23 protein-coding genes and 1 tRNA gene are annotated in these 24,907 nt (G+C 69.1%); 12 read left to right on the top strand and 12 right to left on the bottom strand.

Going from position 1 to position 24,907, the window contains the following annotated elements; translation table 11 throughout:
* Window positions 1–14 precede the first annotated feature (14 nt).
* Together PSV00_RS03590 and PSV00_RS03585 are read left to right on the top strand one after the other, a co-directional pair.
* A complete protein-coding gene (locus tag PSV00_RS03590) occupies window positions 15–854 on the top strand; it encodes a TerC family protein (RefSeq protein ID WP_300444974.1) in 840 nt (279 codons plus the stop codon).
* Window positions 855–856: 2 nt separating this feature from the next.
* Window positions 857–1,645: a glutaminyl-peptide cyclotransferase gene (locus PSV00_RS03585; protein WP_300444972.1), complete on the top strand. Its 789-nt coding sequence runs from the start codon at window positions 857–859 to the stop codon at window positions 1,643–1,645.
* A gap of 104 nt (window positions 1,646–1,749) precedes the next feature.
* Here the strand turns inward: PSV00_RS03585 and PSV00_RS03580 are convergent, their stop codons facing one another.
* Window positions 1,750–3,912 carry a primosomal protein N' gene (locus PSV00_RS03580; protein ID WP_300444969.1) on the bottom strand — a complete coding sequence of 721 codons (2,163 nt, stop codon included), beginning with the start codon at window positions 3,910–3,912 and terminating at the stop codon, window positions 1,750–1,752.
* 30 nt (window positions 3,913–3,942) lie between these two features.
* On the opposite strand from PSV00_RS03580, the gene fsa reads away from it, so the two are divergent.
* Genes fsa through PSV00_RS03560 form a run of 4 tightly spaced genes read left to right on the top strand, consistent with a single transcriptional unit; the run spans window position 3,943 to window position 7,401 of the window.
* Window positions 3,943–4,596 (top strand): fructose-6-phosphate aldolase, encoded by a 654-nt coding sequence (gene fsa / locus PSV00_RS03575; RefSeq protein WP_300444967.1) that lies wholly within the window; start codon window positions 3,943–3,945, stop codon window positions 4,594–4,596.
* Between the two features lie 34 nt (window positions 4,597–4,630).
* On the top strand, window positions 4,631–5,338 hold the full coding sequence (locus PSV00_RS03570) for a DUF484 family protein (RefSeq protein WP_300444964.1): 708 nt from the start codon (window positions 4,631–4,633) through the stop codon (window positions 5,336–5,338).
* Window positions 5,320–6,249: a tyrosine recombinase XerC gene (locus PSV00_RS03565; protein WP_300444961.1), complete on the top strand. Its 930-nt coding sequence runs from the start codon at window positions 5,320–5,322 to the stop codon at window positions 6,247–6,249. The genes PSV00_RS03570 and PSV00_RS03565 overlap by 19 nt, the downstream gene beginning before the upstream one ends.
* Before the next feature lie 39 nt (window positions 6,250–6,288).
* The gene (locus PSV00_RS03560; RefSeq protein ID WP_300444958.1) at window positions 6,289–7,401 is read left to right on the top strand and encodes an aspartyl protease family protein; all 1,113 of its coding nucleotides are present in this window, start codon (window positions 6,289–6,291) and stop codon (window positions 7,399–7,401) included.
* Here PSV00_RS03560 and lpdA read toward each other — a convergent pair.
* The 5 genes from lpdA to PSV00_RS03535 all read right to left on the bottom strand — a co-directional run bounded on the left by lpdA (window position 7,355) and on the right by PSV00_RS03535 (window position 12,637).
* On the bottom strand, window positions 7,355–8,761 hold the full coding sequence (gene lpdA / locus PSV00_RS03555; protein WP_300444955.1) for a dihydrolipoyl dehydrogenase: 1,407 nt from the start codon (window positions 8,759–8,761) through the stop codon (window positions 7,355–7,357). The two genes, PSV00_RS03560 and lpdA, sit on opposite strands and share 47 nt — an antisense overlap.
* Window positions 8,762–8,904: 143 nt before the next feature.
* Window positions 8,905–9,372 carry a hypothetical protein gene (locus tag PSV00_RS03550; protein WP_300444953.1) on the bottom strand — a complete coding sequence of 156 codons (468 nt, stop codon included), beginning with the start codon at window positions 9,370–9,372 and terminating at the stop codon, window positions 8,905–8,907.
* A 72-nt stretch (window positions 9,373–9,444) separates the two neighbouring features.
* Window positions 9,445–11,232, bottom strand: coding sequence for a PAS domain-containing protein (locus PSV00_RS03545; RefSeq protein WP_300444950.1), 1,788 nt, complete (start codon window positions 11,230–11,232; stop codon window positions 9,445–9,447).
* Between the two features lie 245 nt (window positions 11,233–11,477).
* A tRNA-Gly gene (locus PSV00_RS03540) sits at window positions 11,478–11,552 on the bottom strand.
* A 302-nt stretch (window positions 11,553–11,854) separates the two neighbouring features.
* On the bottom strand, window positions 11,855–12,637 hold the full coding sequence (locus tag PSV00_RS03535) for an SDR family oxidoreductase (protein ID WP_300444947.1): 783 nt from the start codon (window positions 12,635–12,637) through the stop codon (window positions 11,855–11,857).
* 55 nt (window positions 12,638–12,692) lie between these two features.
* Between PSV00_RS03535 and PSV00_RS03530 the strand changes: the two genes are divergently transcribed.
* Window positions 12,693–13,091, top strand: coding sequence for a YkvA family protein (locus PSV00_RS03530; protein WP_300444944.1), 399 nt, complete (start codon window positions 12,693–12,695; stop codon window positions 13,089–13,091).
* A gap of 13 nt (window positions 13,092–13,104) precedes the next feature.
* On the opposite strand, the gene PSV00_RS03525 is transcribed toward PSV00_RS03530, so the two are convergent.
* Window positions 13,105–14,106, bottom strand: a complete 1,002-nt coding sequence (locus PSV00_RS03525) for an NADPH:quinone oxidoreductase family protein (RefSeq protein WP_300444942.1) — start codon at window positions 14,104–14,106, stop codon at window positions 13,105–13,107.
* A gap of 194 nt (window positions 14,107–14,300) precedes the next feature.
* Here PSV00_RS03525 and PSV00_RS03520 point away from each other — a divergent pair, with 194 nt between their 5' ends.
* The gene (locus PSV00_RS03520; protein WP_300444938.1) at window positions 14,301–15,209 is read left to right on the top strand and encodes an isoaspartyl peptidase/L-asparaginase; all 909 of its coding nucleotides are present in this window, start codon (window positions 14,301–14,303) and stop codon (window positions 15,207–15,209) included.
* 95 nt (window positions 15,210–15,304) lie between these two features.
* Window positions 15,305–18,175 (top strand): pitrilysin family protein, encoded by a 2,871-nt coding sequence (locus PSV00_RS03515; RefSeq protein ID WP_300444935.1) that lies wholly within the window; start codon window positions 15,305–15,307, stop codon window positions 18,173–18,175.
* Between the two features lie 47 nt (window positions 18,176–18,222).
* Here PSV00_RS03515 and PSV00_RS03510 read toward each other — a convergent pair whose 3' ends face one another.
* The 3 genes from PSV00_RS03510 to rlmN all read right to left on the bottom strand — a co-directional run bounded on the left by PSV00_RS03510 (window position 18,223) and on the right by rlmN (window position 20,818).
* Window positions 18,223–19,053 (bottom strand): serine protease, encoded by an 831-nt coding sequence (locus tag PSV00_RS03510; RefSeq protein ID WP_300444933.1) that lies wholly within the window; start codon window positions 19,051–19,053, stop codon window positions 18,223–18,225.
* Window positions 19,054–19,060: 7 nt separating this feature from the next.
* On the bottom strand, window positions 19,061–19,504 hold the full coding sequence (locus tag PSV00_RS03505) for a DUF350 domain-containing protein (RefSeq protein WP_300444931.1): 444 nt from the start codon (window positions 19,502–19,504) through the stop codon (window positions 19,061–19,063).
* A gap of 129 nt (window positions 19,505–19,633) precedes the next feature.
* The gene (rlmN, locus tag PSV00_RS03500; protein ID WP_300444929.1) at window positions 19,634–20,818 is read right to left on the bottom strand and encodes a 23S rRNA (adenine(2503)-C(2))-methyltransferase RlmN; all 1,185 of its coding nucleotides are present in this window, start codon (window positions 20,816–20,818) and stop codon (window positions 19,634–19,636) included.
* 285 nt (window positions 20,819–21,103) lie between these two features.
* Here rlmN and PSV00_RS03495 point away from each other — a divergent pair, with 285 nt between their 5' ends.
* A complete protein-coding gene (locus tag PSV00_RS03495; RefSeq protein WP_300444926.1) occupies window positions 21,104–21,682 on the top strand; it encodes a manganese efflux pump MntP family protein in 579 nt (192 codons plus the stop codon).
* Window positions 21,683–21,686: 4 nt separating this feature from the next.
* Here PSV00_RS03495 and hslU read toward each other — a convergent pair whose 3' ends face one another.
* A complete protein-coding gene (gene hslU, locus PSV00_RS03490; protein ID WP_300444923.1) occupies window positions 21,687–22,988 on the bottom strand; it encodes an ATP-dependent protease ATPase subunit HslU in 1,302 nt (433 codons plus the stop codon).
* Window positions 22,985–23,572 (bottom strand): ATP-dependent protease subunit HslV, encoded by a 588-nt coding sequence (gene hslV / locus PSV00_RS03485; protein WP_300444921.1) that lies wholly within the window; start codon window positions 23,570–23,572, stop codon window positions 22,985–22,987. The genes hslU and hslV overlap by 4 nt, the downstream gene beginning before the upstream one ends.
* A gap of 141 nt (window positions 23,573–23,713) precedes the next feature.
* Between hslV and PSV00_RS03480 the strand changes: the two genes are divergently transcribed.
* Window positions 23,714–24,121 (top strand): BLUF domain-containing protein, encoded by a 408-nt coding sequence (locus tag PSV00_RS03480; protein WP_300444919.1) that lies wholly within the window; start codon window positions 23,714–23,716, stop codon window positions 24,119–24,121.
* Between the two features lie 45 nt (window positions 24,122–24,166).
* Entirely contained in the window at window positions 24,167–24,907 is a 741-nt protein-coding gene (gene moeB / locus PSV00_RS03475) for a molybdopterin-synthase adenylyltransferase MoeB (protein WP_300444916.1), read from the top strand.

Raw genomic sequence — 24,907 nt, 5'->3', positions numbered from 1 at the left:
CCGGGACCCCCTTCATGTTCGACAGCATCACACCCCTTCTCACCGACCCGGCGGCCTGGCTGGCCCTCGTCACCCTGATCATCATGGAGGTGGTGCTGGGGATCGACAATCTGGTCTTCATCTCGATCCTGTCGAACAAATTGCCCGAAAAGGACCGCCCGCGGGTGCGCCGCATCGGCATCAGCCTGGCCCTGATCATGCGCCTGGCTCTGCTGGCGACGATCGGCTTCATCGTCGCCCTGACCCAGCCGGTGTTCGACCTGGGCCTGACCGGCCCGATCGAACATGGCGCGCCCCTGTTCGAGACGGCCTTCAGCTGGCGTGACCTGATCCTGATCGCCGGTGGCCTGTTCCTGCTGTGGAAGGCGACCAAGGAGATTCACCACACCGTCGACCCGAGCCCGACCTCTGGCATGCTCGACAAGAAGGATGTGGTCATCGCCAACGCCGGGTCGGCGATCGTGCAGATCATCATGCTGGACCTGGTCTTCTCGGTCGATTCCATCCTGACCGCCGTCGGCATGACCGATCATGTGCCGATCATGATGGTCGCGGTGATCGTCGCCGTCACCGTGATGCTGCTGGCCGCGACCCCGCTGGCCAATTTCATCGACAAGAACCCGACCGTGGTGATGCTGGCCCTGGGCTTCCTGCTGATGATCGGCATGGTGCTGATCGCCGACGGCTTCGGCGTCCATGTGCCCAAGGGCTATATCTACACTGCCATGGCCTTCTCGGGCCTGGTGGAGGGTCTGAACATGATGGGCCGCCGATCCGCCGAGAAAAAACACGCGGCACGGGAAGCCCATGAGGCGGAACTGAACCCGCCCGTGGTCAACTCGTCCGGAGCCTGATCATGCGCCGGGCCGGACTGTTCCTGCTTCTACTGCTGGCTCCGGTTCCGGCCCTGGCCCAGGCACCGGCGGCCCCGCCCGCGCCCGCCGCCATTCCGGTCTACGGATTCGAGATCGTGAACCGCTATCCGCACGACCCCCGGGCCTTCACCCAGGGCCTTGAGTTCCGGAACGGCGAATTGCTGGAGAGCACCGGTCGCAATCCGTCGACCGTGCGCCGGGTTCGGCTGGAAGACGGGGTCGTGCTGCAGCGACGCGACCTCGACAGCGCCTATTTCGGCGAGGGCCTGACCGCCTTCGGCGACCGCGTCCTGACCCTGACCTGGAAGGGCGGCAAGGGCTTCATCTGGGGTCCCGACGACCTCGAGCCGAAGGGTGAGTTCACCTATGCGGGCGAGGGCTGGGGCCTGACCCATGACACAGAGCGGCTGATCCTGTCCGACGGCACGGCGACACTGCGGTTTCTCGATCCCCACACCCTGGCCGAGACCGGTCAGGTGCCGGTGACCCTGCGTGGACAGCCCCTGGCCCGGCTCAACGAGCTGGAATGGATCGAGGGCCAGGTCCTGGCCAATGTCTGGCAGACCGACTTCATCGTCCGGATCGATCCGGCCACCGGCCGGGTCAACGGCATTGTCGACCTGACCGGCCTGATGCCCGACCGATCGGGACTGGATCCGACCGACGCGGTGCTGAACGGCATCGCCTGGGACCCGGACGGTCGCCGCCTGTTCGTCACCGGCAAGAACTGGCCGATCCTGTTCGAAATCCGGCTGACCGGACCGCGCTAACCGCGGCATTCTGTCGGGCGGCGGTCGTCGGCCCTCCGGGACCTCCCGACCCGACACCGCCTGGCGCTCAAGCAGCGAGCGCCCGTGGCGCGAGCGGTAGCGCTTCAAAGAAAACTATAGGGATCCACGTCGACGGTCAGCCGAACCGAACCCGGCACCTTCACCCGGGCCAGCCAGGCGCGCAGGAAGCCCTGCAGGTCGACGTCGCGGTCGGCCCGCACCAGCAGCCGTTTGCGCCGCCGCCCCCGGATCAGACCCAGCGGCGCATCGGCCGGCCCATAGACCTCCAGCCGTTCGGCATTGGGAATGGCCTGGGCCAGGGCCTGGGCCGTGGTCTCCACCGCCACCGCATTCTCGCCCGACAGGATCAGGGCCGCCAGCCGGCCGTAGGGCGGCAGGGACGCCGCCTCGCGTTCGGCCAGTTCGGCGGCGACGAAGCCGTCTCGGTCGCCGGCCGCCAGCGCCTGCAGCACCGGATGGTCGGGCGTCCAGGTCTGCAGCAGGGCCCGACCCGGCCGGTCGGCCCGGCCGGCCCGGCCGGTGGCCTGGGTCAGCAGCTGGAAGGTGCGCTCGGCCGCGCGCAGGTCACCGCCGCGCAGGCCGAGATCGGCATCGACCACCCCGACCAGGGTCAGGTTGGGGAAGTTGTGACCCTTGGCCGCCGCCTGGGTGGCGACGAGAATATCGATCTCACCCGCGACCATGCTCTGGATCAGGGCCCGGGCCGATTTCGCATCGGGCACGGTGTCCGAACTGAACACGGCGGTGCGGGCCTCGGGGAACAGGGCGCGCACCTCCTCCTCGACCCGTTCGACCCCGGGGCCGACGGCGACGAGGGAGTCGACCGCCCCGCAGGACGGACAGGCCTTGGGCCGGGCCATGGTAAAGCCGGTCAGGTGGCAGACCAGCCGCCCGGTATAACGATGCTCGACCAGCCAGCTGTCGGTGTCGGGAGCCGTCAGCCGGTGGCCGCAGGCCCGGCACAGCACCACCGGCGCATAGCCGCGGCGATTGAGGAACAGCAGGGTCTGCTCGCCGCGGGCGAAGGTCTCGCCGATCGCCTCGCGCAGGGGCTGGGACAGCCAGGTCTGGGGGTCGGGCGGGGTTTGCCGCAGGTCCAGCAGGGCGATATCCGGCAGGACCGCCGCCCCGTGCCGCGCCGCCAGCTTCAGCCAGCCGTAGCGACCGCCGTGGGCATTCCACAATGTCTCCAGCGACGGGGTGGCCGAGGCCAGGACCACCGTTGCCCCTTCGATCCGCGCCCGGGCCACGGCCAGGTCGCGCCCGTGATAGACCAGCCCGTCCTCCTGTTTGAACGAGCCGTCGTGCTCCTCATCGATGATGATCAGCTTCAGGTTCGGAAAGGGCAGGAACAGGGCCGAGCGGGCCCCGACGACGATCGGGCAGGTCCCGGCGGCCACGGCCTCCCAGACCCGGCGGCGGCGCGGCGGGGTCACGCCCGAATGCCATTCGGCCGGGGCCGCGCCGAACCGGGCGGTGATACGGGCGATCAGGTCCTGGGTCAGGGCGATTTCAGGCAGCAGGATCAGCACCTGGGCCGCCGGGTCGCGCCTCAGGGTCCGGGCCACGGCCTCCAGATAGGCCTCGGTCTTGCCAGAGCCGGTGACCCCGTCCAGCAGGAAGGGCTCGAAGCCGCCCCGGGCCGTGGCCGCGGCGATGGCATCCGCCGCCGCCGCCTGATCCGGGTTCAGCGTCGCCGGGGCATGGTCCGGATCCGGTGCAGCAAAGGCGGTTTCGGCCGTGATCTCGACGGTTTCCAGCACCCCCTCGTCGACCAGACCCTTGATCACCCCGGCCGAAACCCCGGCGACCCGGGTCAGATCGGCGGCCGTCATCGATGTCTCGGCCAGGGCCGCCAGCACCGCCGTTCGCGCCGGGGTGGCCCGGCCCGGCTCCCGCTCTCCGATGCGTCGCACGCGGCGCTCCGGGCGCGGTCGCGGGGCGCGCAGCCCCTTGAGGGCGGCGGCGGCCATCTCGCCGGGCGGACTCAGGGTCCAGCGCGCGGCCCATTCGACGAAGTCGACAGTCCGGGGCGGCAGGCGCGGATCATCAACCAGCGCCGCCACGGGCTTGAGCCGCCGGTTCGATCCGGTAGTCTCGCGCACCTCGACGACAATGCCGCGGATCAGGCGCGGGCCCAGCGGCACAGAGACCTGATCCCCGCGCTCCAGCGCCAGGTCCGCGGGCACCTCATAGTCAAAGGCCTCGGCCACCGGCAGGGGAATGAGCACGGAGGCGACTTTCACTGTCTGTCCCCCTCGGCTAGAACCAGCGGCATGAAACTCTTCCTCGACACAGCCGACGTCGCCGTCATCAAGGACATGGTCCCCACGGGCATGGTGGACGGCGTTACCACCAATCCTTCGCTGATCGCCAAATCCGGTCGTAACATCGCCGAGGTCATCGCCGAGATTTGCGCCCTCGTCGAGGGGCCGATCTCCGCCGAGGCCGTGGCGACCGATTTCGAGACCATGGTGCGCGAGGGCGAGAAACTGGCCGCCATCGCCTCCAATGTCGTGGTCAAACTGCCCCTGACCTGGGACGGACTGCGGGCGACGCGGGTGTTTGCCGACAAGGGTATCCGCACCAACGTCACCCTGTGTTTCTCGGCCGCCCAGGCCCTGCTGGCCGCCAAGGCCGGGGCGACCTTCGTCTCGCCCTTCGTCGGCCGGCTGGAAGATGTCGGCGCTGATGGAATCGGCCTGCTGGACGACATCCGCACCCTGTTCGACATCCATGATTTCAGCACCGAAATCCTGGCCGCCTCGCTGCGCAATCCCGAACAGGTCACGGCCGCCGCCCTGGCCGGGGCCGACGCCGCCACCCTGCCCGCCGAAACCTTCAAGGCCCTGATCAAGCACCCGTTAACCGACAAGGGTCTTGATGCCTTCCTGGCGGACTGGGGCAAGACCGGTCAGTCGATTCTGTAATCGCGCCCCTGACGGGGTTCCGGGAGAGATCTTGTTGAACGGTACGCCTGATCTTTTTCCGGACGTCGAGACCGACGCGCCGCACTGGCCGGAAATCCGCACCTGGCTGCAGGCCCATCCGCATTTCCTGCTCGACGACCGGACCCTGCTGGAAGAGATCGGTCTGAAGCCGCACGGCCGCAATGTCGTCGAGTTCGGCCGGGCCGCCCTGACCCGGCTGGAGGCCGCCGCCGAGCGCGAGGCCGACGCCCGCAAGCGGATCGAGGCCGTGGCCCGCGCCAATTTCGCCGCCCAGACCCAGACCCATGTCGCCGCCCTCGACCTGCTGGAAGCCCGCAATCCGTCGGATCTCGCCCGCCGGCTCGACGCGGTGGCACAAGGGCGTTTCGGCCTGGCCGGGGCCGCCATTGCCGTGGAAAAGCCCGGCGGCGTTCCCTTCGGCTGGCGTAGTCTTGAAGCCGGCGGTGTCGACGGCCTGCTGGGCGACCATGGCCTGACCTGGCTGGGCCCCCATTTTGACGAACTCGACCTGTTCAGCGCCCCGGACGCCGAGGTGAAATCGGTCGCCCTGATCCGCATGACCCCCCATTTTCCCGGGGCTGACGCCACCAGCCGCCCGGCCCTGTGCGCCTTCGCCTCGGCCGAGGCGGACGGTTTTACGCCGGAGATGGGCTGCGAACTGGTGGCCTTCATCGCCCGGGTCGTCGAACGCACGGCCGAACGATGGCCCATCCTGAACTGACCGCCGCCGCCGCCCTGTCGGCCTGGCTCGAACATCTGGCCCACGAACGGCGGCTGTCGCCGCGGACGCTGGAGGCCTATGGCCATATCGGACGGCAGTATCTGGCCTTCCTCGAACGGCATCGCGGCGCGGCCCAGCGCCTCGCGGACCTGGGCACGGTCACGGCCGCCGAGGTTCGCGCCCATCTGGCCGAGCGTCGCGGCGGCGATCATCCGCTGAACGCCCGGTCCCTGAGCCAGACCCTGTCGGCGATCCGCACCTTGCACGGGTTTCTCGACCGCCGACTGGACACCCCGTCCCCGATGGTCGCCCTGGTGCGCGGCCCGCGCGTCAAACCGTCCCTGCCGCGGCCGATCACCGAGGACCAGGCGCGCGGCCTGTTGCACGAACCGCAGGCCGATCCCGACCTGCCCCCGTGGGAGGCGGCCCGCGACCGGGCGGTCCTGACCCTGTTGTACGGCTGCGGCCTGCGAATTTCGGAAGGCCTGTCCCTGACCCGGGCCGACGCTCCGGTGCCGGAGACCCTGCGCATCACCGGCAAGGGCGGCAAGACGCGGCTGGTGCCGGTCCTGCCGGTCGTGCGCACGGCGGTGGACGCCTATCTGGCCCTGGTGCCGTTTCCACTGCAGCCGTCCGACGCCCTGTTCCGGGCGCGCCGGGGCGGGCCGCTGAGCCCGCGCCACGTCCAGGCCACGGTCCAGACCCTGCGGGGGCGGCTGGGCCTGCCCGACAGCGCCACGCCCCACGCCCTGCGCCACAGCTTCGCCACCCACCTGTTGGGGGCGGGCGCGGACCTGCGCATCATCCAGGAACTGCTGGGCCATGCCAGCCTGTCGACGACCCAGAAATATACGGCCGTCGACGCTGAACGGCTGATGGGGGCCTATGCGGCCGCCCACCCGCGCGCCTGACCGTCGCGGATTCGCCATCGGGCCGAAACCCGGCTTAACATGACGATCGAAACCGCCGGGGAGTCCGCCCTGACCGTCGATCGAACACCAGGACCTGATCGCAGACTCCTGCTCGCCGGGCTCGGTGCGACGTTTGGGGGATTCGGCGGCGCGCCCGTCTGGGCCCAGGACAACGGGCCCCGGGAGGCCGTGCCGCTCGCGCCCGCCGCCGATGTCGCCGAAATCCGCCTGCTGACCAATCTGTTCAACCGGGTCGGAGCCCGGGTCTATATCAACGGACAGGGCCCCTTTGTCTTTGTGATCGACACCGGGGCAGGCACAACCTCGATCGCCGATACGGTCGCCGATCGCCTGGGCCTGCCGGCCGGTGACCCGGTGTTGGTCCACGGCATCACCGAAGCGGCCATGGCCCGCACGGTCAGGGTCGAGCGGCTGGACCTGAACGGCATGGGCTTTCCGCAGCTGCAGTGCCCGGTGTTCCAGCGCGATCAACTGGGCGCAGACGGCCTGATCGGCCTTGATGTCCTGAGCCGTTTCCGCCTGATGTTCGACGTGGCGCGCCGCACCGCCACCCTGACCCTGCGCGGGGTTCGGATTGTCCTGGGCGGGGACGTCCAGACCGGCTCACGCATCCGCAGGGGCCGTATGAATACCGTCCGGGGGCGCTATGGCCAGCTGGTCCTGACCCAGGTGCAGGTCGACGGGCAGACAACCTCGGCCTTCGTCGACAGCGGGGCCCAGTATTCAATCGGCAATCTGGCGCTCAGCCGGGCGATCTCGGCCCGCAATCCGGACCGGCGACGCGCCCCCCGACCGGTGCGGGTCTATGGGGTGACGGGACAGCGGCTGAACGCTGACCTGCTGCAGGTCGACGATCTCAGGCTGGGCCTGACCCGGCTGGGCTCAACCCCCCTGCTGTTCGCCGACCTTCACTGTTTCGAGACCCTCGAAATGGCGGATCGGCCGGCCCTGCTGTTGGGGGCCGACGTGCTCAGCCGCTTCCACGAGGTGACCCTGGACTTCCCGGACAATGCCGTGGCCTTCACCGGCCGTCGCCCGGCCCCGACCCGCGCGCTGAACCGACCGGCGAGCCAGACGCCGCCGGTCAGGCCTGCATGGTCCAGTTCTCGACGCCCATGGCCGCCTGTTTGACGGCCTCGGACCGGGTCGGGTGGGCATGGCTGGTGCGGGCGATGTCTTCCGACGCCCCGCCGAAGGCCATGGCCAGACAGGCCTCGCCGATCATCTCGCCGGCCTGGGGGCCGAGGATGTGCACCCCGAGGATCCGGTCGGTCGTCGCGTCGGCCAGCACCTTGGCATAACCCTCGGTCTCATGATTGATCTTGGCGCGGCTGTTGGCGCTGAACGGGAATTTGCCAACCTTGTAGGCGACCCCGTCGGCCTTCAACTGGTCTTCGCTCTGACCGACCCAGGCCACTTCCGGCGACGTATAGACCACGCTCGGCACCAGGTTGTAGTCGACGTGTCCGGCCTTGCCGGCGATCAGTTCGATCACGGCGACCGCGTCCTCCTCGGCCTTGTGGGCCAACATCGGACCGGTGGTGACGTCGCCGATGACCCAGACCCCGTCCTTGCCGGTACGGAAATGATCATTGCCGATGACACCGCGCTTGTCCGGCTCCAGCCCGACCGTCTCCAGACCGAGTCCGTCCGTATACGGACGGCGGCCGATGGCCACCAGGACCACATCGCCCTTCAGCGTCTCGGCGGCCCCGCCGGCGGCCGGCTCGACGGTCAGTTCGACGCCGTCCTTGCCCGATTTGGCTCCCGTGACCCTTGAGCCCAGCTTGAAGGTCATACCCTGTTTGGTCAGGACGCGCTGGAAGGCCTTGGCCAGGTCGCTGTCCATGCCGGGACTGATACGCGGCAGATATTCAACCACCGTGACCTCGGCCCCGAGGCGACGCCAGACCGAACCCAGCTCCAGGCCGATGATCCCGGCCCCGATGACGATCAGGTGTTTGGGTACCGCCGACAGCGACAGGCCGCCGGTCGAGTCGATGACCTTGCCGGCCTCGAAAGACACGCCCGGCAACGGGGTCGGCTCGGAGCCGGTGGCGATGACGATGTTCCTGCCCGACAGTGTGGTGGTCTTGCCATCGGCGGCGGTGACCTCGACCCTGCCCGGGCCGGTGATGCGGCCACGGCCGCGGATCCAGTCGACCTTGTTCTTCTTGAACAGGAATTCGATGCCCTTGGTCAGGGCCTCCACGCTTTCGGCCTTCTGTTTCATCATCTGGACCAGGTTCAGCTTGGGGCTGACCTCGATACCCAGGGTGGCGAACTCGGTATTGGCGGCCTCATACATTTCGGAGGCGTGCAGCAGGGCCTTGGACGGCATGCAGCCGACATTAAGGCAGGTCCCCCCGAGGGTGTCGCGCATCTCGATACAGGCTGCGGTCATCCCCAGCTGGCCGGCGCGGATCGCGGCATTGTAGCCACCCGGTCCGCCACCGATGATGATGACGTCATACGAATTGGCTTCGGCCATGAAATCCTCTGGGTCTCGAACGGGCGCGGGGGGAGCGCGCGGAACCTAGCGTCCGCCCTGCGGGCGTCAACTGTCACAGCCGATATAGGCGTCCCGGAGGCGATCAAACAGGGTTGCGCTGCGCAACAGGTCGGATCGCCGCCTCAGATCGTCAGCTGTCCCGGGGTCCGGACCCGACGCCGGCGACGACTGGCCAGCACGACCAGAACGCCCACAACCAGCAGGATGGCCAGCACCAGCCAGGCTGGATCGATCCCGAGACCGGATGTGGCCGGGCCGACAGCCTCGGCCGAGCGGGCGGCGATGTCGCTGCCGCTCCCCCCGCTGTCGAGTGCCAGTCGCAGGGCCGCATCCGCGATGAAGCCGAGGAAATAGGCGATCGCCGCCCTGGGGTTGCCCGCCCCCAGCATCAGGGCCGCCACCAGATACAGGACCGCTGCAGCGATCCAGAGCACGGCGGTGGGCAGGCCTCCGCCCGCAGCCTCGGCACCGGCCCGCATCGCGGCGGCCCCGGGGGAGGCCCCCTCAAGGAAGGGGGACACGATCGGCCAGGCCAGCCAGCCGGCATAGGCAATGACGACCAGGACGAGGATGAAGCGCAGCAGTTTCATGGTTGAACCTCCCGTTTCGGGACAAGGCTAACCACTGTTTCGGGGTCGAGACCAGACCCGGGTCGTCGGGCCTCAGGCGCTGGCAGGCAGGGTGATGGCCACCTCGGCCCCGTCACCGGGACGGCTGTCGATCGACAGGACCCCGCCGGACTGGCGCGCGAAGGCATAGGCCTGGGACAGGCCCAGACCGGCGGCCCCCTCCTTGGTCGTGAAGAAGGGTTCGACCGCGCGGGCCGCGAGTTCGGCGTCCATGCCGGGACCGGAATCCCGCACGCTCAGCCGCACCCCGCCCTCCATCAGGGCCTCCAGCCGCACCGCGACCGAACCCCGACCGTCGAGGGCCTCGATCGCATTGGCGAGCAGGGCCCGGACCGCGCCGTCAAAGGCGACCGGATCCAGACGGACCCGGACCTCTTCCGACGGCCCCTCGATCATCAGGTCGATGCCCGAACCGGCCTGGTCGCGCAGCTTGCCCTCGAGACCGCGCAACAGCACGCCCGCGTCCAGCACCTGCAACACCGGCGAATCGTCGCCCTGGGAGAAGGCGGTCAGCCGCCGCGTCAGCAATTCGCCCTTGCGGCCCGCCGCCAGGGCGGCCTGGCCCAGTCGCCGGATCCGTCCCGGATCGTCGGCCTGGCGCAACATCATGTCCAGGGCCCCGGTCATCACGCCGAGCAGGGCGTTGAAATCATGCGCCACACCGCCGGTCAGCCGGCCGACGCTCTCCATGCGGCGACCCCCCTCCAGTTCGGCGCGGGCATCGGCCTCGACCTTGCGAGCGGCCTCATGGGCAGCCACAGCCTCGGCACGGGCCTGATCCGCCGCATGACGGGCCGCAACAGCCTCGGCCACCAGCGCCGCCTCGCGATCAGCCGCCTCGGCCGTCACGACCTCCACCGTCGCCGCCGCCGCCGCCGCCGCATCCGCCTCGCCGCGGCCCTCGGCCCGTTCGCCGGCCAGAAGCACGGCGTCCGGCACGCCGGCCTCATTCAGCAAGGGCAACAGGGACCAGCGGACCGGACGGTCCGACTCCATCCCGGACAGGATCGGGTCGTTCACCTCCCTGCCCGTGACAGCCGCCTGCAGGACCGCCTGGCCGGAGACCCGGTCGGCCGCGTCGAGGAAGACATCAACAAAGGCCTGGCCGGTCAGGTCGGCGACCGTGTCCAGCACACCGAGGGCGGTCCGGTTGGCTTCCCGTATCCGGCCGTCGGCATCCACCACCACCAGGGCGCTGGAAGCGGCCTCGAACACGCGACGGGTCAACGGATCGGACGGGGCGACCGGGACCTCGATCATCTCGACCGGGGCGGGCTCGGGCTGGGTCAGGCTTTCGGTCTCGACGATGGCGGCGATCGAACCGGTCACCTCGCCGCGCGTGTCCTCGATCGGCATGGCGGTGACCGAGACCAGCATTTTGCGGCGGGTCGCCGGATTGGCCATCAGATGCTGGAACCCCTTGACCGTCTGGCCGCGTAGGGCCCGGGCGCTGGGCAGCAGGTCGGGCGGCACGGGACGGCCGTCGGGATAGGTGATGCCCCAGGTGGCGGAATGGAACCGCAGGCCGATCAGTTCGGCGTCGCGCCGTCCCAGCAGTTGGTGGGCGGCCCGGTTGGCGAAGACGAATTTCCCGGCCCGGTCGGTCTCGACCAGGGCGACCGGAATGGCGTTCAGGGTTTCCAGCAGCCGGCGGTCGGCGGCCTCGGCGACCTTCTGGACCATGTCCAGCTGGTCACTGGTGCTGACGTGCCGCACGCGGTGGGTCAGGGCGAACCAGAGGGAGACCAGGGTAATCGCCGCCAGCACGGCACATGTGCCGCCCAACAGCAGAACCCAGTTCACCTCACCTTCCATGAACATGCGCGATCGTCCCAAAGTGGCGCCCTGCGCGCCTCGCCCGCGACACCTTGCAAGAGGCGAACCGCAGGATTGTGGCACCCCTGTGAAGCGAGTCGCCACTCCGCCCCCAACCCTGGACGGGATGTGAGCTCAAACGCGACGATTGGCCCCGGCAAAAGACTCCGGGCGGCGGGCGGGGATGGGTCTGATATGCCCCTGGCGAAGGGCGCGAAAGACCGCGCCGCGCCGGGGACAGACTTCTCGACTGGAGCGGGCGAAGAGATTCGAACTCTCGACCCCAACCTTGGCAAGGTTGTGCTCTACCACTGAGCTACGCCCGCACTCCGCGACGGGCCCTGCATGGGCGATCCGTCTCGTCGAGAGGCGGGCGTATAGCGGACACCCCGGCCCCCTCGCAAGCCCCTTTTTCGTTTCACCGCTTTTGTTTAGCCGCGCTGAGAAGGCTTCGCCTTCTCGACCCGACTCGGCCTGGCGCTTCGCGCTGCGCTCATGTCGGGAGCGACCGCGTCCCGTCCCAGGCCGGAGGCGCTCGGGCCGGGAGCGACCGCGTCGCGACCATAGCGCCCAAAAGACGATGCGGATCGTCCGGGGCGATCAGCCTCGAGCGATCCGCTTCCGGCGATCAGCGCGGGGCCATCCGGATCGCCCCGTCCAGACGGATGCATTCGCCGTTGATGTAGACGTTGCGAGCCAGTTCCAGCACCAGGGACGCATAGTCGGCCGGTGTGCCCAGACGACTGGGGAAGGGAATCTGGGCGGCCAGGGCGTCCTGGATCTTCTGGTCCATGTCGGCCATCATCGGCGTCCACATGATACCGGGCAGAATGGTGTTGCAGCGGATACCTTCCCGGGCCAGATCGCGGGCCACCGGCAGGGTCATCGCATAGACCCCGCCCTTGGAGGCCGCATAGGCCGCCTGACCCACCTGGCCGTCCTGGGCCGCGACCGAGGCTGTATTGACGATCAGGCCGCGCTCGCCGTCCGCCATCGGCTCCAGAGTCACCATTCCCGCCGCCGATTGCGACAGGACGCGGAACGTGCCGAACAGATTGACCCGCACGGTGCGCTCGAAGGACGCCATGTCATGGGCGCGGATCTCGCCGGTGTCCTTCTTGCGCGACACGGTCTTCTGGCCGGTGGCGATCCCGGCGCAACTGACCAGCAGCCGCTCCTGGCCATGGGCGGCCCGGGCCTTGATGAAGGCGGCGGCGACCGAGGCGTCATCCGTGACGTCGACCTTGCAGAAGACCCCGCCGATCTCACGGGCGATGGCCTCGCCCTTCTCCTCATTGAGGTCGAACAGGGCGACCCGGGCCCCGGTGGCGGCGATGGCGCGCGCCGTGCCCTCGCCCAGGCCAGAGGCCCCGCCGGTCACCACGGCCGCGATCGAACTGTCGAGTTTCATGGCCGGAGCCCCTATATTGGAATGAACGTAAGCGTATCGCGGGGCTTTAGCCGCCATGACCGACAATGCCAAACCCGCCGACCCGGACGCCGCGCTGGATCCGGCCCGCGCCCTGATTCCGTCGGTGCAGCGCGTCAATGAGACACGGGTCGCCCGCGGTTTCTGGCCCAAGATCCGGCGGACAGCCGCCCGCATCCCCTTCGCCGACCAGGCGCTCAGTGTCTGGTACGCGGCCCGGGACCCCGAAACCCCGGCGGCGGCCAAGGGGCTGATGCTGGGGGCGCTGGCCTATTTCGTCATGCCGATCGACGCCATTCCCGACGTCTTCGCCGGGATCGGCTTCACCGACGACGCCGCCGTCATCGCCGCCATGATCGCCATGCTGGGGGCCAACATCAAACGCCGACACCGGGATGCCGCCGCCGAGGCCCTGAAGCGCCTCCAAGGCGACTGAACCCGCCCCGGGATCAGGACTCGACCGTCACCACGATCTTGCCCATGGCGCTGCGGTCGCCCAGGGCCTGGATCGCCAGATGGGCCTGTTCCAGCGGGAAGGTGCGGCTGACGCGCGGCTTGATCTTGCCCTCGCTCCAGAATTTGAACAGCTCGGCCATGTTGGCGGCATGCCCCGCCGGATCGCGCGCCACGGCGGCCCCCCAGAAGACCCCGATGACCGAGACGGACTTCAACAGGGTCAGATTCAACGGCAGGGACGGAATCCCGGCCGGAAAGCCGACGACCAGATAGCGACCGTTCCAGTCCATCGCCCGCAGCGCCGGCTCGGCATAGTCGCCACCGACCCCGTCATAGACGACGTCGGCCCCGTCGCGACCCGTGGCCAGTTTGAACTCGCCCGACAGCTGTTTCTGGGCCTCGCGGTCCAGCTTGCCCGAGGGGTAGATCAGGCCGTTGTCAGCCCCCAGGTCCAGGGCGAACTCGACCTTGTCATTGGTCGAGGCGGCGGCCACCACCCGGGCCCCCATCGCCTTGCCCAGCTCGACCGCCGCTGCACCGACACCCCCGGCCGCACCCAGCACCAGCAGGGTTTCGCCCGGCTGCAGCAGGGCCCGGTCCTTCAGCGCATAATAGCTGGTGCCATAGGTCATGATCAGGGCCGCGGCGGTCTCGAAATCCATGCCGTCGGGAATGGGGATGACCGAGTCCGCCCGCACGGCGAGACGTTCGACCAGACCGCCCCAGCCCGGAACGGCGATGACCCGGTCGCCCTTGCGCAGATGTTTGACACCCTCGCCGACCGCCTCGATCACCCCGGCCACCTCGCCCCCGGGCGAGAACGGTCGCGCGGGCTTGAACTGGTAGCGATCCTCGATGATCAGCGTATCGGGGAAATTGATCCCCACGGCCTTCACCTCGATGATCACCTCGCCCTTCATCGGCGTCGGATCCAGAACCTCCTCGACCACCAGGGTCTCGGGGCCGCCGGGGGTCTTGGAGAGTACTGCACGCATGTCGAAATTCCTGAAAGGTGGGCCGGATCTGGCGACCGGGGGACCCGAAACCGCCAGAATTCGGCGTCACGGGGAGGCCGTGAAACTTGCACGGACCGCCGGATCACGCGCATGGACAGGTCGAATACAAACCGCCCGGCGACGGCGCGAGACAGAACGCTAGCGGTCGCCGCCGCCCCAGGGAAGAGCCAGCCATGACCCGACACGCCCTTATTCTCCATGGCGGTGCCGGTGCCCGTCCGGAGCGCAACTACGATCGCGAGATCGACAACATGCGTGCCGTGGTCGAGGCGATGAAGATCCGGCTCGAGGCCGGGGCCTCGGCGCTCGACGTCGCCGTCGAGGCTACGGTGATGCTCGAGGACTCGGGCCTCTATGTCGCCGGGCGCGGGGCCTCGCCCAACCTGGCCGGGGCCTATGAGCTGGACGCCAGTCTGATGGACGGGGCCACGCGCAAGGCCGGGGCCGTCGCCGCCCTGCAGGGCTTCCGCAATCCGGTCCGCGCCGCCCGGGCCGTGATGGACCGGACCCCCCACGTGATGCTGGTCGGCGAGGGCGCGGCCCTGTTCGCCCATGACCAGGGGCTGGAGGCGATCGGCGACGAGGCCGCCTGGTTCACCCACGCCGGCAAGGGCGAGGACAACCATCCGCCCGGCACGGCCCCCGATGTGCTGGCCGGGGCCCTGTCGCACGGCACCGTCGGCTGCTGCGTGCTCGACTCGGCCGGTCGCCTGGCCGCCGCCACCTCGACCGCCGGGGTGTTCGGCAAGATGCCGGGCCGGGTCGGCGACACCCCCATCCCCGGGGCCGGAAGCTGGGCCGATGGCCATGTCGCCGTCTCGGGCACCGGTCAGGGCGAGTATTTCATCCGCACGGTCGCCTGCGCCCAGGTCAGCTGGCGCGTGGCCGCCGGGGCCAGCCTCGACGACGCCACCCGCGCCGTGATCACCGAGATCGGTGACCTTGGCGGCGACGGCGGCCTGATCGCCCTCGACCGTGACGGCCACATCGCCCATCCGTTCAACAGCCAGGGGATGAAGCGCGCCTGGCTGACCACCGACGGCGAAATCGGCGTCGAGGTTTTCGGCCAGACCACGGCCTGACCACGGCCTGACATTACAGCTCCGTAACGTGCGTGGAGGCGCGGCCCTGATAGGGTTGTGAAAAGCCCCTGACGGGGCCGTCCGGGAACCCACGCATGAAACTTCGTCTGATCACCACCGCCGCCGTGGTCGCCCTGCTGTCGTCCAGCCCCGCATGGGCCTATGAGGCCGCAGCTCCGGCCACCGCCGTCACTGTCACCGTCGCCGACACGGCACCGACCGGCATCGAGGTACCGCCGCTGGGCTTCACCCGGCGCACCCTGGCCAATGGCCTGGAAATCTATTCGGCCCTGGATGCCAACACCTCGAACGTCACGGTCCAGGTCTGGTACCGGGTCGGCTCCAAGGACGACCCGGCCGGTCGCTCGGGCTTCGCCCACCTGTTCGAACACCTGATGTTCAAGGCCACGCGCAACCTGCCGCCCGAGACCTTCGACCGGCTGACCGAGGATGTCGGTGGCTTCAACAACGCCTTCACCGCCGACGACATGACCGCCTATTACGAGGTCGTCCCCGCCAACCATCTGCAGCGGATGCTGTTCGCCGAGGCCGAACGGATGGGGTCGCTGGTCGTCGATGAGCCGACCTTCGATTCCGAGCGAGACGTGGTGAAGGAAGAATACCGCCAGCGGATCCTGGCCAGCCCCTATGGTCGGCTGTTCGGCCTGTTCACGCCCCAGACCATCTATCTGGACTCGCCCTACCGCCGTCCCGGGATCGGTTCGATCGAGGAGCTGGACGCCGCCACCCTCGATGACGTCCTGCGCTTCCACCAGACCTACTACAGACCCGACAATGCCATCCTGATCGTCGCCGGCAATTTCGATCCGGCGCAGATGAACGCCTGGATCGACCAGTATTTCGGCCCGCTGAAGCGGCCCACGACCCCGATGCCGGCCAATGACGTGGTCGAGCCCGAGCCGACCGGACCGCGCGAGGCCACCTTCTACGCCCCCAATGTGCCCCTGCCCGCCGTGGTCATGGCCTGGCCGACCGTCGCCTATCGCGACGCCGACCGCGCCGCCCTGACGGTACTGGACGGCGTCCTCTCCACCGGCGAGAGCAGCCGGTTGTACCGGTCGCTGGTCTATGACCAGCAGATTGCCGCCCAGATCGGGTCCAACCCGGACTTCGCCCAGCAGGCCGGTAATCTGACCGCCTATGCCATCATGACCCAGGGCCAGTCGCCCGAGGCGGGCATCGCCGCCCTGAAGGCCGAGATCGCCCAACTGCGCGATGAACCGGTGAGCGCCGCCGAACTGGCCGAGGCCAAGAACGAACTGGTCGCCAATACCCTGCGCGGACGGGAGTCGGTCGATGACCGCGCCACCACCCTCGGCAATGTGCTGATCATGACCGGCGACGCCAGCGTGGCCGACCGCGAGATCGCCGACATCCAGGCGGTTACGGCCGCCGATGTGCAGCGGGTGGCCCGGCGCTATCTGACCGACGACCGCAGCATCACCATGCGCTATCTGCCGGCCGACGACGAGCATCCGGCCTCGGTGCAGAACATGAATGTCGACGCCCCGGTGACCCTGGCCGAACTGGCCCCGGTCGGGACGCCCGCGACCCTGCTGCCTGCAGAACAGCGGCTGTCCCTGCCCCAGCCCGGGACCGAGATCGCCCCGGTCACGCCGCTGGTGTCGGACTTCCGCCTGTCGAACGGCCTGCGTGTCCTGGTCGCCGCGACCGAAGGCCTGCCGCTGGTCTCGGCCCGGCTCAGCTTCGAGGCCGGCTCGGCCGAGGATCCTGCCGGCAAGGCCGGGGTCGCCGCCCTCACCGCCGCCCTGCTGACCCAGGGCACGGCCGACAAGTCGGCTCCGGAGATCGCCACCCAGATCGAACAGCTGGGGGCCTCGGTCGGGGCCGGATCGGGCGTCGATTTCTCCAACGTCTATGCCAATGCCCCGGCCGACGTCTTTCCCCAGGCCATGGCCCTGATGGCCGACCTGGTGCGCAATCCGGCCTTCGCCGCAGAGGAGCTGGAGCGGCAGCAGGCCCAGACGCTGGACGGCCTGCGTGTGGCCCTGAGTCAGCCCGGGACCATCGCCTCCCAGACCGTGGCCCGGGTCATCTACGGCGGGGCCCCCTACGGGGCACCGTCGGGTGGCACGGTCAACAGCATCCCGGCCATCGACCGCGCTGATGTCGCCGCCTTCCACCGGGCCTATTACCGGCCGTCGGACGCCACCCTGGTGTTTTCGGGCAAGATCACCCCGGCCGAGGCGCGCACCCTGGCCCAGCAGGCCTTCGGTGACTGGCGCAATCCGGCCGACGCCGCCGCGACCGCCGCCCACCCGGCCGGCACAGTGCTGAGCCCGCGGATCATCGTCATCGATCAGCCCGGTGCCGGTCAGGCCGCCGTCGTGGCCGCCATCCGTGGCGTGTCACGCACCGACGCCGACTATTTCCCGCTGACGGTCGGCAACACCCTGCTGGGGGGGGGCTTCTCGTCGCGGCTCAATCAGGAGATCCGCATCAAGCGCGGCCTGTCCTACGGGGCCGGGTCCTCGCTCGGAGCCCGTCAGGACGTCGGCGTCTTCACCGCCTCGGCCCAGACCCGCAACGATGCCGCCGTGGAGGTGTCCGACCTGATCCTGGCCGAGATCGCCAGCCTGGCGACCACCCCGACCACCGAGGCGGACCTGGCCCCGCGCCGGGCAACCCTGATCGGCGGCTTCGGTCGCTCGCTGGAGACGGTCGACGGGCTCGGCGGTCTGGTGGCCAACCTGGCCCTGTACGACCTGCCGATGAGCGAACTGGCCGCCTATGCCGGCCGGGTCCGTGCCGTCACGCCCGAACAGCTGGAGGCCGCCTTCGCCCGCCATCTGCCGGTCAATGAGGCCAGTCTGGTGATCGTCGGCGACGCGGCCCAGTTCATCGACGCCCTGCGCGCCAAACATCCGGACGTCGAGGTCATCCCGTTGACCGACCTGAACCTGGACTCGGCGACGCTGCACTAGAGCGGGTCACAAGCCCCCGTCCGCCCGACGGGCGGGGGCACCGGTCGTCAGCCGCCGAGGCAGACCACCTGGGCCACCCGCAGGTCGCGCCGCATCGCGTCGGCGACCCGGCCATAGTTGTCGATCGTGACCGGCTCGCCCAGCAGCGGTTCATCAGCCTCCTGCAGGCCGCGCAGGGCGGCGCTGAAGCCTTCGGGCACCGTCGTATAGATCCGGCCGCGACGCGGGGCCTGGGCGATGGTCACACCCAGCGCCCGCCCCTGCCGGTCCAGCACCGGCGCACCGGACAGTCCGGCCAGGGTGCCGTCCAGTCCGGCCGTGCGGCCGACCTCGGCCCAGGCCAGGGCCTCTTCCTCGCGATGGCCACGGGCGCGGCCCTTCAGCGTTTCGCGACCCAGCAGGCGGGTGGTGACCTCACCGGCCCCGCCCTGCGGGAAGCCGGGATGAAAGGCGCGCTGGCCCGACCGCAGCGGCCGGTTCAGGGCCACCGGCACCGCCGGGGGACCGCCCTCGGTGATCAGGACCGCGACATCGGCGCGCGGGGCCAGACGCACGGCAGCGGCCACCGCGCGCCCCCCTCCGACCACCAGGGCGGGCTTGCGGCAGCCCTCGACCACATGACGGGCGGTGACCCAGCGACCATCGGCGGCGATGGAAAAGGCGGTGCCGGCGGTCGGCCGGAACAGGGAGTCGGGGGCATTGACCGTGACCGCGGGGTCGAACGGGGTCACCGGTCCCAGCAGGGCGTCCTCGATCTGATCCAGCGGCGGTGGGGCCGGCGGGGCATCCGCATTCTCACGGCGGCCCAGCGAGACCACCACGAGCACGCCGACGACGGCACCGTAGATCAGCCAGTCGGGCAGGCGAGGAAAATACATGGGCGCGTCAGCCCGTCAGGGCCGCTGCCAGGATCAGGGCCGTGGCCAGCTTGGCCCCGACCAGCAGCACCGCCGCCGAGATCTCACCCTCACGAATACGCTGCGGCAGGCCGGTCAGCAGGGTGTCGACGATGCGGAAGGCGAACAGCTGCAGCACCACTGTCGCCACGCCCCAGATGGCGATGTCGCGCACCGAGGTCGAGACCGACAGGGAGACGGCCAGCGGCACGGCCAGGCCGACCAGAATGCCGGCAAAGGCCACGGCCGCAGCGGAATTGCCGTCGCGGATCAGCGCGATCTCTTTCCACGGGGACAGCATCGCATAGACCGCCGCGCCCACGACCAGCAGGGCCAGGGTCAGGCCGAGATGCATGACCATGACCGGGAAGCCGCTGGCGAACGCCTGCACCTCCGGGCTGGACAGAACATTGGTAAGCGACGAGGGGTCCATGGAAATTCCGGCGAACGAAAGCAAAACATCCTTGCCTGATTGCGGACGTGATCCGCAAGCGTCGGCGGGCCACACCCGGTCAAGAAAGGTGACGGTGCGTTTCGGGGACCCCGACCAGGCCCCCGGGATTCAGGCGGCCACGACGGCGTCCGGGTTCGCCTTGCGCAGGGCGGAGGCGCGGACCTTTTCGCTTTCGGATTTCAGCTGGCCGCAGGCGGCCAGGATGTCGCGACCGCGCGGGGTGCGGATCGGCGAGGCATAACCGGCCTTGTTGAGGATGGCCGCGAACCGTTCGATCGTCTTCCAGTCCGAACACTCATAGTCGGTGCCCGGCCACGGGTTGAACGGGATCAGATTGACCTTGGCGGGAATGCCCTCGATCAATTTCACCAGCGCCCGCGCCTCTTCGGGACTGTCGTTGATACCCTTCAGCATCACATATTCGAAGGTGACCCGGCGGGCGTTGGAGATGCCGGGATAGGCGCGGATGCCGGCCATCAGCTGGTCCAGCGGATATTTCTTGTTCAGCGGCACCAGCACGTCGCGCAGGGCGTCATTGGTGGCATGCAGGCTGATCGCCAGCATGGCCTGGGTATTGGTTCCCAGTGGCTCCAGCTGCGGCACCACGCCCGAGGTCGAGACGGTGATGCGACGCCGGGACAGGGCGATCCCCTCGCCGTCCGAGATGATCTCGATCGCGTCGGCGACATGGTCCAGATTATAGAGCGGCTCGCCCATGCCCATGAAGACGATGTTCGACAGCCGGCGCTCGTCCTGGTCGGTGACGTCCTCGCCGAATTTGGGCCATTCCTCGAGGTCGTCACGGCAGACCTGGACCTGGGCCACGATCTCGGCTGCGGTCAGGTTGCGCACCAGCTTCTGGGTGCCGGTGTGGCAGAAGGTGCAGTTCAGGGTGCAGCCGACCTGGGAGGAGACGCACAGGGCACCGGCCCGGCCGACGTCAGGGATGTAGACGGCCTCGACCTCGATGCCCGGTGCCGTACGGATCAGCCATTTGCGGGTGCCGTCCTTCGACACCTGGCGTTCGACGATCTCGGGCCGGGCGACAGTAAAGACCTCGGCCAGCTTCGCCCGGGTTTCCTTGCCGATGTCGGTCATCAGGGCAAAGTCGGTGACGCCGTAGAAATGGATCCAGCGCCACACCTGGGTGGCACGCATCTTCGCCTTCTCGGGCGGGCAGACGCCGGCGGCGATCAGGGCCTCGCGCAGGGCCGTCCGCGTCATCCCCGACAGGGTGACGGGCGCGGGGGTGGCGGGCGTGGAGACACGCGAAAGATCGAGCGTGACGCTCAAGGCGATGATCCTGCGAAAACGGGGGAAGGCCGGCCTTATAACACAGATCGTCCGGGATTTAAGGCGCGGGAATGACGCTTGATCCCGACCACCGGCGTCTCTAGAAGCCGCGGGGTTGGGGAGTAGCAGCCGGCATCGCCCAGCCGGGATCGTATCAACACACTCGCACCTCCGTGGTGCGTGGTGCGATCAGCGGACCATCCGCCTTGCGAGACCAGCGCGCCCTCTGTCCGGCACCGGCCGGGGCGGGGGTGTGCTGTCACGCATCCGGTGGAGTCCCGACCCATGTCCCCGATCACCATTCTGCTGCTGTCCCTGAGCCTGTCCGCCGACGCCTTCGCTGCCGCCATCGGGCGCGGGGCCGTGCATCGCCCCACCCTGCCGGAGGCCCTCAGGGCCGGGCTGGTGTTCGGAATCATCGAGGCCGTCACCCCGGTGTTCGGCTGGGCCCTGGGCCTGGCCGCGGCCGATTTCGTCCAGTCGGTAGATCACTGGATCGCCTTCGGCCTGCTGGGCCTGGTCGGCGGCAAGATGATCTGGGAAGCGACCCGGAGCCCCTCTCCCGACGACGCGGCCCCCGCCCGCCCGCGAAGCCGGGGCCGGCTGGCCCTGGTCGCCACCGCCGTGGGAACCAGCCTGGACGCCGCCGCCGTCGGCGTCTCCCTGGCCTTTCTCGGCGTCAACATCGGCGTGATTGCCGTATCGATCGGCCTGACCACCTTCGTGCTGGCGACCCTGGGCATGCTGGTCGGCCGCGCCGCCGGGACCCGGCTGGGTCCCATCGCCGAACTGATCGGCGGCATCCTGCTGATCGGCATGGGCACGCGCATCCTGCTGGAGCACCTCGGCCTGATCGCCTGGTAAGGCGCTACAGGATGAACCGGCTCAGGTCCGCATTCCTGGCCAGATCACCGACCTTGTCGCGCACCGCCGCCCCGTCGAAGGTGACGGTCTGGCCCGACAGGTCGGCGGCCCGGTAACTGGTCTCTTCCAGCACCTTTTCCAGCACCGTCTGCAGCCGCCGCGCCCCGATGTTCTCGACCGCGCCATTGGCGGCTACCGCCGCATCAGCCAGGGCCTCGACCGCGTCGTCGGTGAACACCAGCGTCACCCCCTCCGTCGCCAGCAGGGCCTGGTTCTGGCGGATCAGATTGGCCTCGGGCTCGACCAGGATCCGCTTCAGGTCATCACGGGTCAGGGCCTTCAGCTCGACCCGGATCGGCAATCGTCCCTGCAACTCCGGCAGCAGGTCACTGGGCTTGGAGACGTGGAAGGCCCCCGAGGCGATGAACAGGACGTGGTCCGAGCGCACCGGTCCGTATTTGGTCGAGACCGTGGTGCCCTCAATCAGCGGCAGCAGGTCGCGCTGGACCCCCTCGCGCGAGACATCGGCCCCCGAGGTGCCCTGGCGCGCGGCGACCTTGTCGATCTCGTCCAGGAAGACGATGCCCTCGTTCTCGGCCAGCAGCAGGGCCTCCTTGGTCAGACTCTCCTGGTCCAGCAGCTTGTCACTCTCCTCGGCGACCAGCGGGCCCACAGCGTCGCGCACCGGCAGCTTGACCGTCTTGCTGCGCGGTCCGCCCATCTTGCCGAGCATCTCACCGAGATTGATCATGCCGACATTGCCGCCGCCGGGCATATCGAACCCCTGCATCGGCGAACTGGTATCGGTCAGGGCGATCTCGACCTCCTTGTCATCCAGCTCGCCCGCGCGCAGCTTCTTGCGGAAACTGTCGCGGGTCGCGGGCTGCGACCCCGGTCCGACCAGGGCGTCGAGCAGCCGCTCCTCGGCCGCCCCTTCGGCGCGGGCCTTGACCCCGGACCGGCGTTTGTCACGCACGATCACCAGGGCGCTCTCGACCAGGTCGCGCATGATCTGGTCGACGTCGCGGCCGACATAGCCGACCTCGGTGAATTTGGTCGCCTCGACCTTGAGGAAGGGCGAGCCGCCCAGTTTCGCCAGCCGCCGGGCGATCTCGGTCTTGCCGACGCCGGTCGGACCGATCATCAGGATGTTCTTGGGCGTGACCTCGTCGCGCAGGTCCTCCGGCACGCGCTTGCGCCGCCAGCGATTGCGCAGGGCTACGGCCACGGCGCGCTTGGCCTCGTCCTGGCCGACGATGAACCGGTCCAGTTCGGAGACGATTTCGCGGGGGGACAGGTCGGTCATCGGGCTGCCTCCGTCGCCGGAGACCGGTCACCCAGAACCTCGACCGTCAGATTGCCGTTGGTGTAGACACAGATCTCGGCGGCGATGGCCATGGCCTTGCGCGCCACCTGTTCGGCATCGAGTTCGGTGTGATCGATCAGGGCCCGGGCCGCCGACAGGGCGAAATTGCCGCCCGATCCTACCGCCGCCACCCCGTGTTCGGGCTCCAGCACATCGCCGACGCCGGTCACGGTGAAGATGGAGGTCGCGTCCGCCACCAGCAGCATCGCCTCCAGCCGGCGCAGATACCGGTCCGTACGCCAGTCCTTGGCCAGGTCGACACAGGCCCGGGCCAGCTGGTCCGGATACTGTTCCAGCTTGGCCTCCAGCCGTTCGATCAGGGTGAAGGCATCGGCGGTGGCCCCGGCAAAACCCGCCAGGACCCGGCCGTCCGCCAGGGTGCGCACCTTGCGTGCGGCCCCCTTAACGATGGTCGGCCCCATCGAGACCTGGCCGTCGCCGGCGATCACGGTGAGACCGTTTCGTCGCACCGCCAGGATGGTGGTGCCGTGCCAGTCGGGGAAGGTCGGATGCGATTGGGTCATGCAGGGCAGATGGCGACGCAATTGAAGCACATCAAGGCGAAAGCCATGAAGTTTCAACGGGACCCAAAGCCATATTATTGCCCATGTAATCCGTTACATTGTTAATACGTACCCTTAACCTGTCTAAATTGGGCCAAAGCTTTGCTATACCGGCTGATCTTCGTGAGCGACGCCGTTGGCCCCACAGGCACGACCACCCTGTCGATCGCCCAGATTCTCGGGGTTTCGGAACGCAACAACCGGCGCGACGACCTGTGCAGCGCCGTCCTGTTCCATGGCGGCAAGATCCTGCAGGCGGTCGAGGGAGCCCGCGCCGACATCGACCGGCTGATGCGCCGCCTCTCGACCGATCCCCGCCATTGCAGCCTGCGCATTCTCAGTGACGACCCGATCGACAGTCGCCGGATCAAGAGTCCGATGGCGCTTTGCGCCGTGCCGGCCCGCGAAGTCAGCCGGCGACTGGGTCAGCGCGACCTGACGCAGCTGAGCGCCGAGGAGGCACGGACCCTGCTGGGGGCCTGCCCCCAGTCCTGGCGCGTCGCCGCCTGACCCCGCCGGGGTGACCCGACGCCGGACCCGCGCTAGAGTTCGCGGGTGAACTTTTCAGACATCGAGATCGAGCGATACGCCCGTCACCTGGTCCTGGCCGAGATCGGCGGGCCGGGACAGCAGGCCCTGGCCCGGGCCCGGGTGCTGATCGTCGGCCTCGGCGGGGTCGGCGGGCCGGCGGCCCTGTATCTGGCGGCAGCAGGGGTCGGTGCCCTCACCGTGATCGACGACGACACCGTGGCCCTGTCCAACCTGCAACGCCAGATCGTCTTCGACACCGCCGACGTCGGCCGGGCCAAGGTCGAGGCGGGGACCGAACGCCTGGAGGCCCTGAACCCGGGCGTCGCGATCCGGGCCCTGGCCGAACGGCTGACGGCCGCCACCGCCACCGGGATGATCGCCGGTCATGACCTGGTGCTCGACGGCAGTGATGATTTCAGCACACGGTTCGCGGTCAACGCCGCCTGTGTCGCCACCGGCGTCCCGCTGGTCTCGGGGGCCCTGGGCCGCTGGAGCGGTCAGGTCGCGGTCTTCGAAGGCCGCCCCTGCTACCGCTGCCTGGTCCCTGACATTCCGCCCGAGGCCGAATCCTGCGCCCGCGCGGGGGTCGTCGGGGCCCTGGCCGGCGTGATCGGGGCCATGGCGGCCCTTGAGGCGATCAAACGGATCACCGGGGCCGGCACGCCCCTGTCCGGCCGGCTGATGCTCTACGAGGGCCTGGCCGGAACCGCACGGACCGTGGCCCTGCCCGCCGACCCCGCCTGTCCGGTGTGCGCCGGCGGCTGA

Origin of the sequence: Brevundimonas sp., assembly GCF_029945885.1 — a bacterium.
Taxonomy (GTDB): domain Bacteria; phylum Pseudomonadota; class Alphaproteobacteria; order Caulobacterales; family Caulobacteraceae; genus Brevundimonas.
The sequence above is the reverse complement of the archived record's forward strand: the minus strand, read 5'-3'. Positions and strand labels throughout refer to the sequence as shown.

Bases quoted from the DNA above. Each gene is read 5' to 3' on its own strand.
- PSV00_RS03590 (WP_300444974.1), top strand. From the start codon at position 15: ATGTTCGACAGCATCACACCCCTTCTCACCGACCCGGCGGCCTGGCTG.
- PSV00_RS03585 (WP_300444972.1), top strand. From the start codon at position 857: ATGCGCCGGGCCGGACTGTTCCTGCTTCTACTGCTGGCTCCGGTTCCG.
- fsa (WP_300444967.1), top strand. From the start codon at position 3,943: ATGAAACTCTTCCTCGACACAGCCGACGTCGCCGTCATCAAGGACATG.
- PSV00_RS03565 (WP_300444961.1), top strand. From the start codon at position 5,320: ATGGCCCATCCTGAACTGACCGCCGCCGCCGCCCTGTCGGCCTGGCTC.
- PSV00_RS03560 (WP_300444958.1), top strand. From the start codon at position 6,289: ATGACGATCGAAACCGCCGGGGAGTCCGCCCTGACCGTCGATCGAACA.
- lpdA (WP_300444955.1), bottom strand. From the start codon at position 8,761: ATGGCCGAAGCCAATTCGTATGACGTCATCATCATCGGTGGCGGACCG.
- PSV00_RS03550 (WP_300444953.1), bottom strand. From the start codon at position 9,372: ATGAAACTGCTGCGCTTCATCCTCGTCCTGGTCGTCATTGCCTATGCC.
- PSV00_RS03545 (WP_300444950.1), bottom strand. From the start codon at position 11,232: ATGTTCATGGAAGGTGAGGTGAACTGGGTTCTGCTGTTGGGCGGCACA.
- PSV00_RS03535 (WP_300444947.1), bottom strand. From the start codon at position 12,637: ATGAAACTCGACAGTTCGATCGCGGCCGTGGTGACCGGCGGGGCCTCT.
- PSV00_RS03530 (WP_300444944.1), top strand. From the start codon at position 12,693: ATGACCGACAATGCCAAACCCGCCGACCCGGACGCCGCGCTGGATCCG.
- PSV00_RS03525 (WP_300444942.1), bottom strand. From the start codon at position 14,106: ATGCGTGCAGTACTCTCCAAGACCCCCGGCGGCCCCGAGACCCTGGTG.
- PSV00_RS03520 (WP_300444938.1), top strand. From the start codon at position 14,301: ATGACCCGACACGCCCTTATTCTCCATGGCGGTGCCGGTGCCCGTCCG.
- PSV00_RS03515 (WP_300444935.1), top strand. From the start codon at position 15,305: ATGAAACTTCGTCTGATCACCACCGCCGCCGTGGTCGCCCTGCTGTCG.
- PSV00_RS03510 (WP_300444933.1), bottom strand. From the start codon at position 19,053: ATGTATTTTCCTCGCCTGCCCGACTGGCTGATCTACGGTGCCGTCGTC.
- PSV00_RS03505 (WP_300444931.1), bottom strand. From the start codon at position 19,504: ATGGACCCCTCGTCGCTTACCAATGTTCTGTCCAGCCCGGAGGTGCAG.
- PSV00_RS03495 (WP_300444926.1), top strand. From the start codon at position 21,104: ATGTCCCCGATCACCATTCTGCTGCTGTCCCTGAGCCTGTCCGCCGAC.
- hslU (WP_300444923.1), bottom strand. From the start codon at position 22,988: ATGACCGACCTGTCCCCCCGCGAAATCGTCTCCGAACTGGACCGGTTC.
- hslV (WP_300444921.1), bottom strand. From the start codon at position 23,572: ATGACCCAATCGCATCCGACCTTCCCCGACTGGCACGGCACCACCATC.